General features: G+C 32.5%; 16 protein-coding genes. 4 read left to right on the top strand and 12 right to left on the bottom strand.

Annotated features, from left to right (window positions below; genetic code table 11):
• Positions 1–387, top strand: a 387-nt coding sequence (locus tag ACFFU9_RS13790; RefSeq protein WP_379862065.1) for a transposase, incomplete at its 5' end; no start/stop codon positions are given.
• 156 nt (positions 388–543) lie between these two features.
• On the opposite strand, the gene ACFFU9_RS13785 is transcribed toward ACFFU9_RS13790, so the two are convergent.
• The 11 genes from ACFFU9_RS13785 to ACFFU9_RS13735 all read right to left on the bottom strand — a co-directional run bounded on the left by ACFFU9_RS13785 (position 544) and on the right by ACFFU9_RS13735 (position 12,076).
• On the bottom strand, positions 544–1,851 hold the full coding sequence (locus ACFFU9_RS13785) for a mechanosensitive ion channel family protein (protein ID WP_379862064.1): 1,308 nt from the start codon (positions 1,849–1,851) through the stop codon (positions 544–546).
• Entirely contained in the window at positions 1,852–2,139 is a 288-nt protein-coding gene (locus ACFFU9_RS13780) for a DUF3817 domain-containing protein (protein ID WP_379862063.1), read from the bottom strand. It abuts the gene before it with no gap.
• Between the two features lie 65 nt (positions 2,140–2,204).
• Positions 2,205–2,822, bottom strand: a complete 618-nt coding sequence (locus ACFFU9_RS13775; protein ID WP_379862062.1) for a YqaA family protein — start codon at positions 2,820–2,822, stop codon at positions 2,205–2,207.
• 175 nt (positions 2,823–2,997) lie between these two features.
• Positions 2,998–3,834: an OmpA/MotB family protein gene (locus ACFFU9_RS13770; RefSeq protein WP_379862061.1), complete on the bottom strand. Its 837-nt coding sequence runs from the start codon at positions 3,832–3,834 to the stop codon at positions 2,998–3,000.
• A gap of 884 nt (positions 3,835–4,718) precedes the next feature.
• Positions 4,719–5,642 carry a DUF8370 family protein gene (locus ACFFU9_RS13765; protein ID WP_379862060.1) on the bottom strand — a complete coding sequence of 308 codons (924 nt, stop codon included), beginning with the start codon at positions 5,640–5,642 and terminating at the stop codon, positions 4,719–4,721.
• A gap of 833 nt (positions 5,643–6,475) precedes the next feature.
• Entirely contained in the window at positions 6,476–6,616 is a 141-nt protein-coding gene (locus tag ACFFU9_RS13760) for a hypothetical protein (RefSeq protein WP_379862059.1), read from the bottom strand.
• A 157-nt stretch (positions 6,617–6,773) separates the two neighbouring features.
• Positions 6,774–7,379 (bottom strand): class I SAM-dependent methyltransferase, encoded by a 606-nt coding sequence (locus ACFFU9_RS13755; protein ID WP_379862058.1) that lies wholly within the window; start codon positions 7,377–7,379, stop codon positions 6,774–6,776.
• A complete protein-coding gene (locus ACFFU9_RS13750; RefSeq protein ID WP_379862057.1) occupies positions 7,372–8,547 on the bottom strand; it encodes a YcaO-like family protein in 1,176 nt (391 codons plus the stop codon). The genes ACFFU9_RS13755 and ACFFU9_RS13750 overlap by 8 nt, the downstream gene beginning before the upstream one ends.
• Complete coding sequence (locus ACFFU9_RS13745) at positions 8,544–9,848, bottom strand: aKG-HExxH-type peptide beta-hydroxylase (protein WP_379862056.1); 1,305 nt, start codon at positions 9,846–9,848, stop codon at positions 8,544–8,546. Before ACFFU9_RS13745 ends, ACFFU9_RS13750 begins: the two co-directional genes overlap by 4 nt.
• 5 nt (positions 9,849–9,853) lie before the next feature.
• Entirely contained in the window at positions 9,854–10,204 is a 351-nt protein-coding gene (locus tag ACFFU9_RS13740) for a hypothetical protein (RefSeq protein WP_379862055.1), read from the bottom strand.
• An 864-nt stretch (positions 10,205–11,068) separates the two neighbouring features.
• Positions 11,069–12,076 (bottom strand): zinc-binding alcohol dehydrogenase family protein, encoded by a 1,008-nt coding sequence (locus ACFFU9_RS13735; RefSeq protein WP_379862054.1) that lies wholly within the window; start codon positions 12,074–12,076, stop codon positions 11,069–11,071.
• 242 nt (positions 12,077–12,318) lie between these two features.
• On the opposite strand from ACFFU9_RS13735, the gene ACFFU9_RS13730 reads away from it, so the two are divergent.
• From ACFFU9_RS13730 to ACFFU9_RS13720, 3 genes are all read left to right on the top strand, one after another.
• Positions 12,319–12,663 carry a winged helix-turn-helix transcriptional regulator gene (locus tag ACFFU9_RS13730; protein WP_379862053.1) on the top strand — a complete coding sequence of 115 codons (345 nt, stop codon included), beginning with the start codon at positions 12,319–12,321 and terminating at the stop codon, positions 12,661–12,663.
• Between the two features lie 215 nt (positions 12,664–12,878).
• A complete protein-coding gene (locus tag ACFFU9_RS13725) occupies positions 12,879–13,673 on the top strand; it encodes a DUF6503 family protein (RefSeq protein ID WP_379862052.1) in 795 nt (264 codons plus the stop codon).
• 153 nt (positions 13,674–13,826) lie between these two features.
• On the top strand, positions 13,827–14,504 hold the full coding sequence (locus tag ACFFU9_RS13720) for a type 1 glutamine amidotransferase domain-containing protein (RefSeq protein ID WP_379862051.1): 678 nt from the start codon (positions 13,827–13,829) through the stop codon (positions 14,502–14,504).
• Between the two features lie 177 nt (positions 14,505–14,681).
• On the opposite strand, the gene ACFFU9_RS13715 is transcribed toward ACFFU9_RS13720, so the two are convergent.
• Positions 14,682–15,632, bottom strand: coding sequence for a hypothetical protein (locus ACFFU9_RS13715; protein WP_379862050.1), 951 nt, complete (start codon positions 15,630–15,632; stop codon positions 14,682–14,684).
• Positions 15,633–16,145 lie beyond the last annotated feature (513 nt).

Below are 16,145 nucleotides of genomic sequence, written 5' to 3'. Positions count from 1 at the left end.
GAAGGTACCCAGTTTAAAAACACGATTTACAAAGCCCAAGGACTTACCAAAATAAAAGTAAAAATAGCCGGAGCAGATGCTATTTATGCCACTAACAAAAACAGGGTTTTTGCTACAAGCAACACGATACAAACCGATTTTAAACCTAAAGGAAAACCCTCAAAACATCATCATCAACAAAAGAAATTAAAAGCGATGATTACCAAAGAGCGCGCATCGCGATTAGAAGGTAGTTTTGGAAAAGAAAAAGAACATTACCATCTAAAAAAAATTAAAGCAAAAACCAAAGCCACGGAAATACTTTGGATATTTTTTGGAATACACACAGCTAATTGCCTTGAAATTGGTAGAAGAATGCAACAGGGATCTTTAGAAAACGTAGCATAAATTTAAAAAAAACCAATAAAAAACATAGGATAATTGTGCCCTATTATGAGTGAGTTTTAAAAAAAACTTAAAGACTATCAAAAAAGCAAAGAACTCACCTAATTCTTTGCTTTTTTTTATTGTTATTAATCCATTAAGCCTTACTTCTGAAAGTGCCTAATTAGATGCTTTAGTGGACGTTTCGGTTTCGATATTATCGAATTTCATAAAGTTTGTCGAGCTTGGCAATTCAAAAACCTCTAAATTGAAATAGGAGACTGCTGCAATCATGTGATCGAAAACATCGGCCATAATATATTCATAATTAGCCCAGCGTTTATCACTGCTAAAGGCATAAATTTCTAAAGGAATCCCTTGTGGGGTTGGCGCCAATTGACGCACCATTATAGTCATGTCTTTATTAATGGCAGAATGGTTTTTTAAATACGAATCGATATATTTTCTAAAAACCCCCAAATTGGTAAGGTTACGGCCATTTAAAAGTAAAGATTTATCGATTTGATGTTGGGAATTGTAATTATCAATATCGCGCTCTCGTGTGTCTAAATAAGATTGTATAAGTTGTATTTTTTTAAGCGCCTTAACATCTTCTACAGTTAAGTATTTAACGCTATTAATGGTAATGTTTAGGGAACGCTTAATACGGCGTCCGCCAGAGCCTTCCATGCCACGCCAGTTTTTAAACGAGTCTGAAATAAGGGCATAAGTAGGAATTGTGGTAATGGTTTTATCGAAGTTTTGAACTTTTACCGTTGCTAAACTGATTTCGATAACATCGCCATCGGCACCATATTTTTCAAAGGTAATCCAATCGCCAATGTGCACCATGTCGTTTATAGACACCTGGATACTGGCCACAAAACCTAAAATGGTGTCTTTAAAGATAAGTAAGATTACGGCCGACGCAGCACCAAGACCTGTAAGAAACTTTAATAAAGGGATACCTGTAATTACAGCAAAGGCAGACAACACACCGGCGACCCAGGCAAATATCATAAAAACCTGAATGTAACTGTCTATAGGCTTATCTCTAAGGTTAGGTAAGGTTTTTAAATAATCCCTTATGGTATTAAGCAAACTCCTAATAATCCATAGGATTAGGATAATAGCAAACACCTTTAGGCATTTATCTACAAAAAAACCAAAACTATCAAAGTCGACAAATACATGGGGCATGTATTTAATTGCAATGGTAAGGGGGAAAATATGTGCAATATTTCTCGGTACTTTATTGGCTACCAATAAATCGTCGAAATTCGTTTTAGAACTGGATGCAAATTGTCCAAATATTCTAATTAAAACCCTTCTAACAAGAAAATGGATAATGGTTGCCGTAATCAATAAAGCCGTTAGGAGAGCGAACATATTGATGTACTGAGACAGCGTTTCCGAAAGCCCGATGTCTATTAAATAATTATATAGTATATGTGTGTATGCCGAAGACGTCTCTTCAAGGTTTTCCATTTAGGCGGTCTTTAAATATTTTCTGTCAATATAGAAGGTGCCAAAAGGAAGGATAGAAGCCAATAACACCCATCCAAATTGTTTGTTGGTCCAGTTGAAATCTTTTTTAAACAAAAAAGCAAGTGCCACATAGGCGACAAATAGTATACCGTGGGGCATACCCAATAGTTTTACATATTGCGGATCATCTAAAAGATACTTAATAGGCGTAGCGATAAACAAAAGCAAAATATAAGAAAGCCCTTCCAAAAGCGCAATCCATCTAAAAATACTAACAAATGAAAACATGTGAATTATTTTAATCTACAAAAATAACCATCTATAGCTTAAAAACAGAGTCTTTTAAGACATTTTTATAATACGTTGAAGATGATAACGCCATAGATGACAAAGCGCAATAACCGAAGCGATCCAAAAAGCATGACATTTCTAAAAGGGAATTTAATAATACCCGCAGCAATACAGGAAATAGAAAAGGGCAGGGGCAACAAAGCACCCACAACGATAAGGAAACCGCCCCATTTTTTAGAATTTTTAAGTTGCTTTTCCATCTTTACCTCTAAATAGCTCCGTACAGAAGGTGTTTTAGAAATGGTACGGCCCATCCAGTAGGATAAGAGTCCGCCGCTATACGAAAGCAGTGCCAAAATAGTTAAATAAAGCCAAGGACTATACATTTTATCTGCCCAGGCAATAAAGATTTCTGGTGGCACAAGACCAAGAAGCGTTTCAGATACAAAAAAGAAACTCAACACCCCATAAACGGGTAAAATTTCAGTAAGACGCACCAATGCTTTATTAATATCGAAGAAGTGGTTTACCACATAAACAAGGCCCACCAACACAATAATATAAGGCAATGCTTTTTTTACAGTTTGCCATACAAAGGTATAGAACCCCGTATATTTATAATACTGGTGCAGTAATTTTAAACGGGATTTTTCTGTTTTGTTTTTGGAATCTGATTTCATTAAAATGGCCCATTAAGGGGTGCAAAGATAGCATAATCAATACAGCAAAAAAATGTATATATTATTTTTGGTATATATTTAACATGAAAACCGATGAGAAAAAAGAGCATATAAAAAGGGCTGTCCAATAGCAGTAGAACAGCCCTTTTAGTGGACTAATTAATGAGGGTTTTTATTACTCGTTAGATGCCATAAGGGCAAAAAACTTGTTAATATTTGGTAGAATAACAATACGTGTTCTTCTGTTTTTAGCCCGGTTTTCACTGCTGTCGTTATCGGCAACTGGTAAATAGCTACTTCGTCCAGCGGCAATTAATTTTTCTGGTGCCACCCCATAGCTGTCCTGTAATTTACGAACTACAGACGTAGCGCGCAACACACTCAATTCCCAGTTGTTAGCAATTTTAGCAGTATTAATAGACCTAGAGTCTGTATGGCCTTCAACCATGACTTCAATACTAGGCTCGGAATTGATAATATTAGCTAATTTTTCTAGAATAGTGTTCGCTTTACTGCTTAGTCTGTAACTAGCGGTATTGAATAGCATTTTATCTGAAATGGAGATCATAACAACCGTTTCGTCAATATCGATGGCAATATCTTCATCTTCGTTAAAGCTATTGTTGTCCATGGTTTTTTGAAGGTTATAAGATACCGCAAGATTCATAGAATCTTTAAGGGAAGTGGCATTGGCCAATATATTAGGATCCACGTTTTTTAAGGTTTCGCGCATCGTTTTTTTAGTAGCATCGGAAATAACAGCAACATCGCCAACGGTTTCAAATTTGACTTCGTTTTCTTCTGTTAAAGCATTTATTTTAGAGTTATAAGTATCTACACGAGCTTGTATAACTGCGAATTTAGATTCTAAGTCCTCATTTTCAACGCGAACTTTAGTTAGTGCGCTTTTTATTTCGCCGTTTTCACGCTCAAGCGCCACATATTTCTTTTTAGACACACAAGAAGTGGTTAATACAAGTGTGGCGAGTAATACTAATGGTAACTTTGTCATAAATTAGGTTTTATAATTAAATATCATTTTAGGTTCTAAGTCTATTTACGAACAAAAACAGGATATAGATTTTATTCGATTAAATTAAATTACAAAGAACGGATATACAAGGGTTTAAAATATTCTATTTTACATAATGTAAATTATAGTACAAATTGTAATAATTAGCGAAATAGCGCTTTTGGGCGATATTTGACATAATTGCAGATATAAGGTCTTTAGACTTATATCGATAGTAATTATGTCAAGCTACTTGTGGCTTTGTAGTTGTATTTATTGTTGTGTAGCTATATAAATTAACCGCTACCAACAATTTCATTCACCCGTATTTTAAACACAAATGCGTAGCATGTATGATAGCCTCTATGTAGAATTTCAATTATTTTTTTTCTTTTTCATTATTTGTATTTTAAAAATTGATACTTAATCAATTCTTTAAAATAGTGTCTTGAAACAAAAGAAACAAAAATTCAAGGCTGCATATAATTTTGGAAACAATTAACGGCTCATTCGCTATATTTTAGGAAACATTGGAACTCGTTTACATTGCTTTGAAATCCCTTGTATAATGGAAACTCTTAAGAAACTGTATTACTAAACCCCTAAAATATGGACGCTCATTTCTCCTATTGTTTTAACCAAAATTTTATGAGGCCAACAAACCCTTTAATAAATGCAAAAAACCACCATAAAGGTGGCTTTTTGTTATTTTAAAGAACCGTTCTAGCCAAATCTACTAATGCCCCATTTAATTATATTCTAGTGGAGCATACAGGAATCGAACCCGTTTCTGTTCAGTCTTTTCATTCCTATGATCTATAGGAATAATATTGTTTTCAGTTTTAAAGCAGGCATTTAAGCCTGCCTTAAACTACTTCAATTATCTATCCAACATCTGAATAACCATAACCATCATCATATATGATTTCAATTATCTCATCATCTGTTAAGACTCTTAATCTGCCATTTAAATGGTCAGTTTTATAATCAACTAATAATTTACCAAAATGGATTGTCCAATTAGTTAAAGATGCTTTAGACAGAGGATATTGAGACTTAACATCTCTTATTAGTATTTTACCATCTTTACCTGTAGGACTAACATCCTTTAGCATTTTGGTATCATTGCTAACAAATTGTCTTATTGCATATCTATAAAAACAGCTTACATTTTTTCCAGCTGAATTTTCTAATCTAACAATATTTTTAGGTATAAAAATTATTGGCTTACCAAAGTATTCAGGCAATTCAACTTTTTTAGTTACCCATTTTAAAGTGCTAATATCAAAAATGTCCTTCTGAACAAAGGTTTTCATAGGTGTTTTATGAATTCTACATTGCTCTTGAGTAAACTCAATTAAAACAGATTTAATAATTTTAGTTGTTATGTCAGAAATTCGATCAGAACTAATATCTTCAAAAAACAATTCAATATCAGCAAAGTGGCTTAAAACACCAGTTTTTACTGCTATATTATTGTAAATTGTGTCGGCTATTCTTTGTCTTAATTTATTTCCAACTGAATTTCCATAATCCTTACTAAATGCATAACCTAGTCTTGTTTCGTTAGGCTCACTTAATCCTGATAATAAGTAATCCGCACTACTAAAAGATTTTTGTTTTACGTTTTTTAGTAATTCACCCCAGAAAACTTCTAAATGCTTTTGCATTTTTTTTGCTAAAGGTGTTCCCAAGCTTTCAATCAACCTTGGATCTACAAACAATAAGTTGTCTGTATTTAATCTGATATCAACAAAGTCTAATTTTTGCTGTTGATATCCTAACTTATAATATTCTGATATATTCATATCTCTATATATATTTTAAAATTGTTATGTATTAACACTATTGCTAATACTTATTTTATAAAAGCAATTATTGCTTTTATAACGTTTCTCTCTTCTCTATTTTAAAATTTACTTTCTAGGATATGATATTTTTAATTTATATTTATTTTAACATTGTTATTAACAATTTATTTTTATATTTGCACACTGATAACGTCGAAAATTATCTTTTAAATAAACTTTTAAAACTTATAAATCACTAATAATAAAGGTCCTAAGCCTCGAAAATTAGACGTACTTATTTGTTTTAACTGCAACAAACAATAGCTGAATTTAAAACAAAATTCGTGCCAAATGTCTTGTTTAAGACATTGTGGCATTTTTTTATGTAATTTCGTTAAATATTTACTGACAGAATCGTGCAAAATTCAATAAATGACAGACAAATAGCATTTTGGCATACTAAACCATTCCACACACATTACGCTTCCCTCCTACGTCGTCGCATAAAAAGTGTTCCATTAACATTGTAGAAGAAGCTTTTTAGAATAAATTTTTTGAAGAAACTGTAGTAACAACTTTCGCTTTTAGCCAAAGCTCAAGTTACATAACGCAGAACATTATAGTACAAATGTATTGTTTAGTTAATAAGAGTGGTTTATCCATTTGATAGCTATAATGTAGTATTATGTAAAATATCCCAGAAGCATTTGTTTTCCTAACTTTGAAATCCCTTGTATATAAGATACTTTATTGCTAAACCCCTAAAATATGCACGCTCTTTTCGTCTATTGTTTTGACCAAAATTTTATGAGGCCAAGTTTAACATTGAGATTCTATTTTACATAATAATTTTAATCTTCAAAAGCATTAAATAATTGTTCTTTAACATTATAAAAGCTTACTAATTTAAATGGCAATTCTTCTTTTTTAAGAAACTCTGTAGCCAATTGTTCTGATGTTAACATAATTGGAATAACATCAAATTCGTTCAAATCAGTATTATATTTTGCTCCAAGTAAAGCTAACCTTTTTGCTCTTATTAAAAATTGCGTTAGTCTTTTTAATATTCTATTTTACATAATAATTACAGGGATGATTTAAAGTTTACTACCTCTCTCCCACTTTCCTTGTATGAAACCATTCTATATTTTACCTAGATATTGGATTTGCTATAATTCTCATTATATGAGTTTTTTTGGTTTTTAACACATTAATGCTTGTAATATTAAATTGATGTTCTTTTAATAACCCAATAATATCCGTAGTACATATAGCTGAAAACAAAGCTTTATAACCATAAAATTGAGGGAAATAAAATGTACGTCTAAATTCTGGATCATCTACTGCCGTATATAAAACCAAATGGCCTTCGTTTTTTAGTAACAATCTTGATTTTCCTAGTACAGAAGCTATTTTATCCATACAAAATATGCTATAACTAAAAACAAGAATATCATATTTCAACATTTTAAAATCATAATAAAGATAGTCCCCACTTATCCACTTAAATCGTTCTTCATAAAATATCTCAGTAGCTAGAGAAATATTCTTTTTTGAAATATCTATACCTGTATAGTCATTATGTTTGCATATGGTTTGTGATAGTATTCCATTACCACAGCCTACATCCAGAATAGAAACCGGTTTTTTAAAACTATTAATCCATATTTTAAAATCTAAAATGACTGGGTCATTGAGTTTACGAGCATTATTCCGCAAATATGCTCGATTATCCCAAAATGCTTCATTATCCATATGGGTGTGGTCTATTATTGTATGGAATATTAGTAGATTGCAGTGGTATTAAAAATGGGGTATTGGCATCCCATTCTTTTCGCATACAATTAATTAACAAAACGCGAATTACTCGACTATTTGTTTTTGATGAAATACTATAAAACAAAGGTTCTAATAAGAATCGCTGCTGACAATTAGAGTATAATTCCAAGGCGTTTTTTGCATATAACGTTTGTTTATTTTTTGAATTTTTTTTCTCAAATAATGATAATATAAAACCACCATTTTGAAAACCGTAGATTACATGATCTAAACTGCTTTTAACAAACTCTTGAGTTTTTAATTTATGCAAACCTATTCTAATAAGTTTATAACGTATCATTAATGCTTCATGTATTGAATGTCGAACACCCTCAGTAATTTCCATGGTAGCCTTAGATCCAAAAGTTATACGCTGTAACGAATCTGCTACTATAACCAAAATAACCATAGATAAATTAGATAGCCCAACATCATAAATCGTTACCGTAAGCCCCAGTTCTTGCAAATGGTTACTCAAATCTAAAGGAAGGTAACGTTGATCAATTTTTGAAATTTTGTATTCCGGATCTCTCCAGGCCCTCATAATAGCATCACGCTCCAATACCTCTTGCAAACCAATTAAGTTAAGATCTCTTTTATCATCAGGCCCTAATCCTGAAACAATTCCCGAAGACTCTATGTCTCCCACAAAATTAGTTGAAGGAACATGTAAATTAAAATTTGGTAAGATACAACTCAAGGGAAATAAATAATCTTTATTGTTAATTAGACCTTTTACTTTCACTAAATGTTGTTGATGGTAGTTTTTAAAAACAAAATCATTATCAATTCCCTGTTTCTTAAAATTAAAGATACTAGAAATAGATATTTGCTTCAAATCTGATTCTGGTGAAATTATTGTAGCATTTCTTATGTTTTCTGGATTAAGAGATTCGTAGCGTTCATTAAACTCTGACAGGCATTTTACTCTTGCTAAATCAAGGTTCGTATCAATGCCATTACCTCCTATTTCAAACGAAAATCGTTCCCCTTTTGTGTTTTTAGAAGTACAAGAGATATTCAATTCACAAAGAAATAAATTATAAGATTTCGTTCCTAAATCTGAAACAATAATATGTTTTTTGTAGCTGGATAGCTCCATCATTCGGTAACAAATGTCAAGTTTCTTGGTTTTTCATAGTCTATAGGAATTTGATTATATAAAGTTGCTTCCGGAAACTCTATACGTTTTTTAAATCGACTTTTTTCCTTTTGTAAGTAATCAACATAGGCTATACCTGTAGGGTTAAACTTGCCAAACTCAATAAGTTGATCAACCCCTGCATAAAACCCTAGTAAATGGCGATGTAGACGAATTTCTGCTTCTTTTGAATAGTTATTTTCAACAGCTTTGAAAAAAAAATGTGATAATCTATAAAAAACAAATGTAGCATGAAATATGCCTTCTAAAGGTCTCTTGTCTGGACGAATCGGTGACTTAGCAAGAGTATCATTTGGATTTAATAAAATTGGTTCCAATTCAAATATGGAATGTATTTTTTGATGAGCAGCCTCATGTACTATATGATCAGCATAACACTCAATACTCCACTCTGGTAAAAGATTAAAAAAAGAAGTACCGAAATGATTTAATGATGAACCTCCAATAAATGGAAACCCTCTAAGTAATGTAATATCTCGAGTTAATACATTAGTTTCTTGATAAAGGTCAATATCAATTTTCTTAATATATTCTAGAGCTTTCTCAAATTTGTTAATGTATGGTGTTGTTAATTTGTGTTCAATTAATTTTTCTGGAGAAATCATTTCAAAAGGTACGTCATCATCAGCAACAGCTTTCAAGTTACACTGGTATCTTGAGATGATTCTTTCTCTTCCTTTTCCAACCTGTTTTATGAAAATATTTGAATGTGGTATTTGATAAACGCCATATTTTCTTATATCATCTAAAGAATATTTATTCCCTTTAGGTTTTATATAAAAAATAGTTTCATTTTCGAAATGAAGTTCTATTCTTTCAAAAGGCTGGTAGTGTCCTAAGCTAAAATAATTATATAAAAATATTTCCCCCGTTTCATCTGCAAAAACCAAGCGTTTTGATGATGATTGCATAGTTAGAGTTATCTCAGATAACACGTAAGGTAATTTGTAATAGTGCTTAACTAAATTATCGAAATCTTGTTTATTTAAATAATTAATTGCTTGGTAATACCATTCAAAAAAAGCACCATCTATTATATTATGCTCAGAGAAATATTTTGAAGGATTATTTTGAGCGTAATTCAATATTTTCTTGGTTAAATCAACGATATCATTGTTGACAGATTTGATTTGTATTAACCCATCTAATAGCGAAATTGTAGAATCTATAGTGGCAGTAATCAATTTACTTCTACTACCTTTAGAATTATCAGAATCAGGTCGAATCAGCTTTTCTATATCCATTTTTATTATAATTTTCTTATTTTTTCAAAAATTTCGTCATTTACAAGAGTAGATGTAAGTACGCATGATTGACACATATGTGTACTTTTGTTAATTACCCCTACTTTAATATCCAAAAATTCTTTAGGAAGGTTTGTTAGTGATCGGTCATTATTTTTAGTAACTAATATAGCTTTAGTTAAGTATTCCTCAATTTCGGATTTTGTTATTGTTAATCCAAAACCTGCTGCTAACCCTTGGGTGAATATTATAGATTCTTCTATGGGACTACCATCCTTTAAATTACGCTTTTCAACAATTTTTTGGACTTCTTTGTTTTTCTTAATAAGTTCACTTAGTTTTTCAATGTTTTTCATAATAAAAGAATTTACCCTTTCGGATGATTAATACTATTTTAAATTAAAGAATAACAAATTAAAGAAATTAGAAGTAGAAATAACAGGGGGATTTACCGTTATCTAAAAGGGGGGAAACACCCATTTTTCAATAAAAAAAATATTTTTAAGAATTGAACGAAATATATAAAAGATTGATTTAATAAGAGGTAGGAGATTTATATTATCACTCCATACACATTCCCACTTCGCTCCTATCGTCACTTGGGCAAAGCGTATTCCATTACATTTTTAAGAAACATTTGAGTTAACAACTTTCGCTTTTAACCAAAGCTCAAGTTACATAACGCAGAACATTATAGTGCATTTTATAAATAGGTTTATCCTGAGGATGAAGCTATTTATAACACAGATGGCGCGTTGGAGAAATTATGATATAGTACTACACGTTCTATTTATAAAAAATGATAGCTATAAATTTGTATCTATAATTAGCCGTTATGTAAAATAGCCGCATACCAATAAGGTTATGATGCGCTCGATTGCTTTTTAAAAATTTAAATGCCTAATATGGCATTTATTTTTAAACACAATATCCAACCGCTTTGCCAGCGCCAAAAAAAAAGCTAACCCTTTAGATTTGTAACAATCCTGCAATATTTTTTTTACACGATTCTCGTAAACTTCCCATAAGTGTTATTTTTTGAGCTTTTTAGTCGAAACTATTAATATTATGTAAAATAGACATCAATATTACGAGGGTCTTAAATTTTGACGTGTCTAAATTCAGAGAAAGGGTTTTTGTGTTGCACCACAAAGGTGACTTTTCGGAACAAACTTTCCTTTCTCTTTTTTAAACGTTTTGGACGCTATTGATTTTTTACATTAAAATCCTTCTAAAACTATTTTACCCTTTGCTTTACCAGTTTCTAGGAATGCATGTGCTTTACGAAGGTTTTCAGCATTAATAATTCCGAAATTTTCACCTAACGTGGTTTTAATGGTTCCGTTATCAATTAAAGTAGATACTTCGTTTAAAATATTATGTTGTTCCATTATATCTTCGGTTTGAAACATAGATCGCGTAAACATAAACTCTATATGTGTCGACACTGCTTTTGTTTTAAAAGGCATCACGTTAAATGATTTGGGATCGTCAATAAAACCAAACCTTCCTTGTGGCTTAATTAGTTTAACAATCTGATCTGCATGTTGCTCCGTGCCATTTAAACTCACTACGTAATCTGGCGCAGCTAGATTGTATTTTTCTAATTCGTCACTTAATTTATTTCTGTGGTTAATAACGGAATCTACCCCCAAGCCTTTTAGCCATGTTGTGGTTTCTTCTCTAGAAGCAGTACCTATAATATTTAGTTTTGTTAACTTTTTAGCCAATTGCACCAAAATTGATCCCACGCCTCCGGCAGCCCCTATTACTAAAATTGATTTACTAGCATCATCCTTTGCAACTTGTAATCTATCAAACAACATTTCGTAAGCTGTAAGGGATGTTAAAGGTAATGCTGCAGCTTCCGGAAAAGATAAACTTGATGGTTTTTTACCAACAATACGCTCGTCTACAATTTGATATTGTGCATAACTTCCTTGACGCGTAAAATCTCCAGCATACCAAACTTCGTCTCCAACTTTAAAAAGTGAAACATCCTCACCAATTTCTTTTACTATTCCACTAGCATCCCAACCAATAACTTTCCAATCGTCACCTTCTACAGGCATTCCTGAACGCACTTTATAATCTACTGGATTTACAGAAATGGCTTTAATTTCTACTAAAATATCTTTTCCAGTAGCCTTTGGTGTTTTTAATTCTATGTCTTGTAACGAGTTTTTATCTGTAATTGGAAGATTCTCTTTATATCCTATGGCTTTCATTTTATGTGTTTTTTAGATTAAATGCTTACTTAAACGTATAGCACTATAGTTTTTATAGTGGCAAAAGTAAGTATAGTAATTTTAACTCGCAATAACGGTCAAAAAGGATAGTATAAAATAGTGTTTTAATGAATTGATTTTAAAGAAATTAAGTATAAAATATAATACTATAAAAAATATAGTTAAATAATTTAGTATAGTTTATATCTTTGTGCCATTAGTAAAAATATATTATCATAATTATGTATCAATTTAAAGGAAAAGAATACCCGTGTTGCGCAAGTTTAACCATGGGCGTCATTGGAGGTAAATGGAAAGCCGTCATTTTATTTCATTTAATAGATGGAACACTTCGATACAATGAATTAAGAAAAGAAATGCCTTCTGTTACAGAGCGCACTTTAAGCTTACAGTTAAAGACTTTGGAAGAAGATGGTATAGTTAAAAGAAAAGTATATACATCTAAACCTCCTTTAAAAGTTGAATATTCGTTAACCGATTTTGGCAAAACTTTAATTCCGTTAATTAAATCTATTGCAGATTGGGGTGTTTCTGTTGTTGAGAAAAAAGGAGAAATTGTGATATGAGAATTCATGTTATTTGAAATATTAAAGGAGTTTTTAGGCACTTCAAGGCTTTGGTAGTGAAAAGAGCTTAAACATTAAGCATCTTAATAAATACCCTCTCCTCCTACTTCCCTTCTTCACCTTCATATAAAAGTGTTAAATACGCATCTATTGCTGAAAGTTCCCATGCATTTCCACGACTATTTCATAACTTTAAAAAAATCAGTACTATACTAATGGGAATTCAAAAATCTATTTTAATATTAATAAGTGTCGCTACACTTTTCGCTTGCAATAACACGACATCAAAATCTGTTTCTAATAAAAAAGAAGTGGTGTCTGAAGTTGTTCAGCCTTCAAAAGCCGAAGTCATTTTAAATCAAGCCATTAATGCGCATGGTGGTGATTTGTATGATTCTGCTAATTATACATTCGTTTTTAGAGGAAATACCTATCAGTTTAAAAATGATGGCAAGGCTTATGAATATTCAAAAAGCTCCCAAAAAGGGGATTCTTTAATTATAGACCGTCTTAAAAATGGTAAATTCTCTAGAACGATTAATAACGACACGATAGCCCTTAGCGAAAAAGATATAAAAAGTGGTACTGGCGCCATAAACTCTGTTATTTATTTTGCAACACTTCCACATAAACTAAAGGACGATGCCGTTAACGAAACGTATATGGGCGAAACCACTATTAAAGGAAAAAACTATAGCATTTTAAGCATAAGCTTTTCCCAAGATGGCGGCGGCGAGGATTTCGATGACGAGTATTATTACTGGATCGATACAGATGCCCATACCGTAGATTATCTAGCCTATAACTTCCATGTAAACCAAGGTGGCGTGCGTTTTAGAAGCGCATATAACAGAAGCATAGTGGATGGTATCACGTTTCAAGATTATGTGAATTATAAAGCAGAAGTAGGCACCCCTTTAAAAGCATTGCCCGAACTTTATGAGGCCGGAAAATTAATAGAATTATCTAAAATAGAAACAGAAAGCATCACGAACTTGAATGCTAACTAAACTTTTTTTGGTTTAGTTAAAGTTTTAATATCCATAAGATTAAGCTTAGTAAAAGAGGACTTTTATAGTCTGAAACACTAAGTGCTGCTTAATTAACGATAGATCTTCTAAAAGCGTTTTAGAAGGCATAACATTTATTAAAAAAAGATAAAAATGAACATATTATTTGTATTAACTTCTCACGATATTTTAGGAAACACAGGAAAAAAAACAGGATTTTGGGTTGAGGAATTTGCTAGTCCGTATTATGCTTTATTAGATAAAGGCGCTACCATTACCTTAGCGACACCAAAAGGAGGTGCTGCACCCATAGACCCTAGTAGTGATACGCCAGATGCCGCTACCGAAGCAACCAAACGGTTTGATAATGATGTGGAAGCTAAAAAAAGAATAGCCAACACAAAAAAACTATCGGATATGAATCCAGATGATTTCGATGCAGTATTCTACCCTGGTGGCCATGGTCCTTTATGGGATTTAGCAAACAATGCAGGCTCTGTAGCGTTAATCGAAAAATTTAACAGCCAAGATAAACCCATTGCTTTTGTATGCCATGCGCCTGCCGCATTAAAAGATGTAAAAAACGCTGATGGTACTCCTTTGGTAAAAGGCAAAAAAGTAACCGGGTTTACAAATTCTGAAGAAGCTGCGGTGGGACTTACAGAGGTTGTTCCGTTTTTAGTGGAAGATATGTTACGTGATAACGGAGGGATGTACTCTAAAAAAGAAGATTGGACGGCTTACGCCTTGCAAGATGGTAATTTAATTACGGGTCAAAATCCTGCATCATCTGAGTTGGTTGCCGAAATGCTATTAAAGCACCTAAAATAATCTCAACACGTTTTATAAGAAAGGTTGTCTGGTGACGGACAACCTTTCTTGTTTAAATACAATGCTTTGTTTGATGTTTTCTTCTTAATTGCTGGCAGATATATGGTCTTGTTTTAGCTCTAAAACACCTTCACAATAGCAATGCCAACGTGAACAAACCTCATGGCGCACAAAGGTTTAATCTAATACAATAACCTCACTTTTTAAAATCCAATTCCCGTTAACCTCCATACTGCGTGTTACTGTAATTTTATTGGGGCCTGTTTTCTTAAACACATCAATAAGTTTAAGGTTTTTATGAACATGGGTGTTAATTTCAACAGGTTGGGTAAGCAATGCGCCATTTGTTGCATTAAAAATATAGAGCGTTTTGGTTGATGCTTTTATATCCCAAAAACCAATCTCGTCTGCACCATCGCTATTAAGGTCTTTAAGGTTTTCTAATTGTGATTTATAGGCACCTTTAATAGTGATTGGTTTTAAGTTTTTATTGCTAAAAACAATAACGCTTTTACACTCCCCTACACATTCTACCACATCATTATTTTGGGAGTTTGTTTTTATACTAGTGTTTATTTCTGGCGATACCACTGTGGCATAGTCGGATAGCCCATCACCATCAAAATCGCCGAACAACTGTCTGGTATTAGAGAGAAAGGCGTTGTTTTCACGAGCGCTTGGAAAAATAGGGGCATCTAGGTCTTTCGCATTTTCGGCAACGCCTTCCCGTAGAATTTTGAAAGCACCATTTTTATACATAACCGATAGATACGACGTGTAATCTGCCTCAATGCCGTTATAGCTAACGTGTTTCGTAAAAGTTACTAAATAACTTCCAGCTTCTTTAGTAATCACAATTTGATCATCTAAAATGCGCTGTGTGTAGTCTGGAAATTGTTGAAACAGCGAGTTCTTATCTTCCTGAACCTGGGCTCTGGTGCGTTTTTTGCCATAATAGATGATAACATCCATATAGTCGCGCGTTAGATAAGCGGACTTTAATTGGGTATGGGCTTCATTCCATTGGTTTACAAACTCCCGAACCTCTTTCTCACCTTTAGGGCTAACTTCATTACACCCAAAAAGCAATACAAAAAACAGGCAGGACATCAGTGGAAAATACTTCATATATCTAATAACATTTTAGCTTTAAAAAGGAATTTTAAAGGTACAAAATTTCTAATTGACTTTAGGGTGTATCGGGATATATAACAGCTTTAATTTAAGGACTACTTTTATATAATCTGATACGAAATTAGGTGTTTTTTACAACACTACTGCATGCGCTGCCATGGCTGGATTCAACATTAAAAGTTCTTTTCAGAAGAAAAAAGCATAGCCCAATCCTTCTTAAGGCTCTGCCATAAAAAAAACCGGTTTTAAAAGGTTCATCCATGCCGTAACAGAAAACTTTAATCTTTATTCCGCCGCTTGCTTCGCCTCCAAAAAATATAGAAAATAACAATTAAAATAGGTAAAATAACGTAAACAATCAAATCGAAAGGATTTGTAAGGTCGATAGGACTATTGTCATCTGGGTTGCGGGTGCCCTGAGGCAATTGTATAACTAATGCGTATAATATATGTAACATGATGTTTCTTTAAATGTGTTTCATGCAAGTTACGCAATTAATAGAATAG

The organism is Mariniflexile ostreae (assembly GCF_042427585.1).
Taxonomy (GTDB): Bacteria; Bacteroidota; Bacteroidia; order Flavobacteriales; family Flavobacteriaceae; genus Pseudalgibacter; species Pseudalgibacter ostreae.
This window is presented reverse-complemented; position numbering and strand designations above follow the sequence as displayed.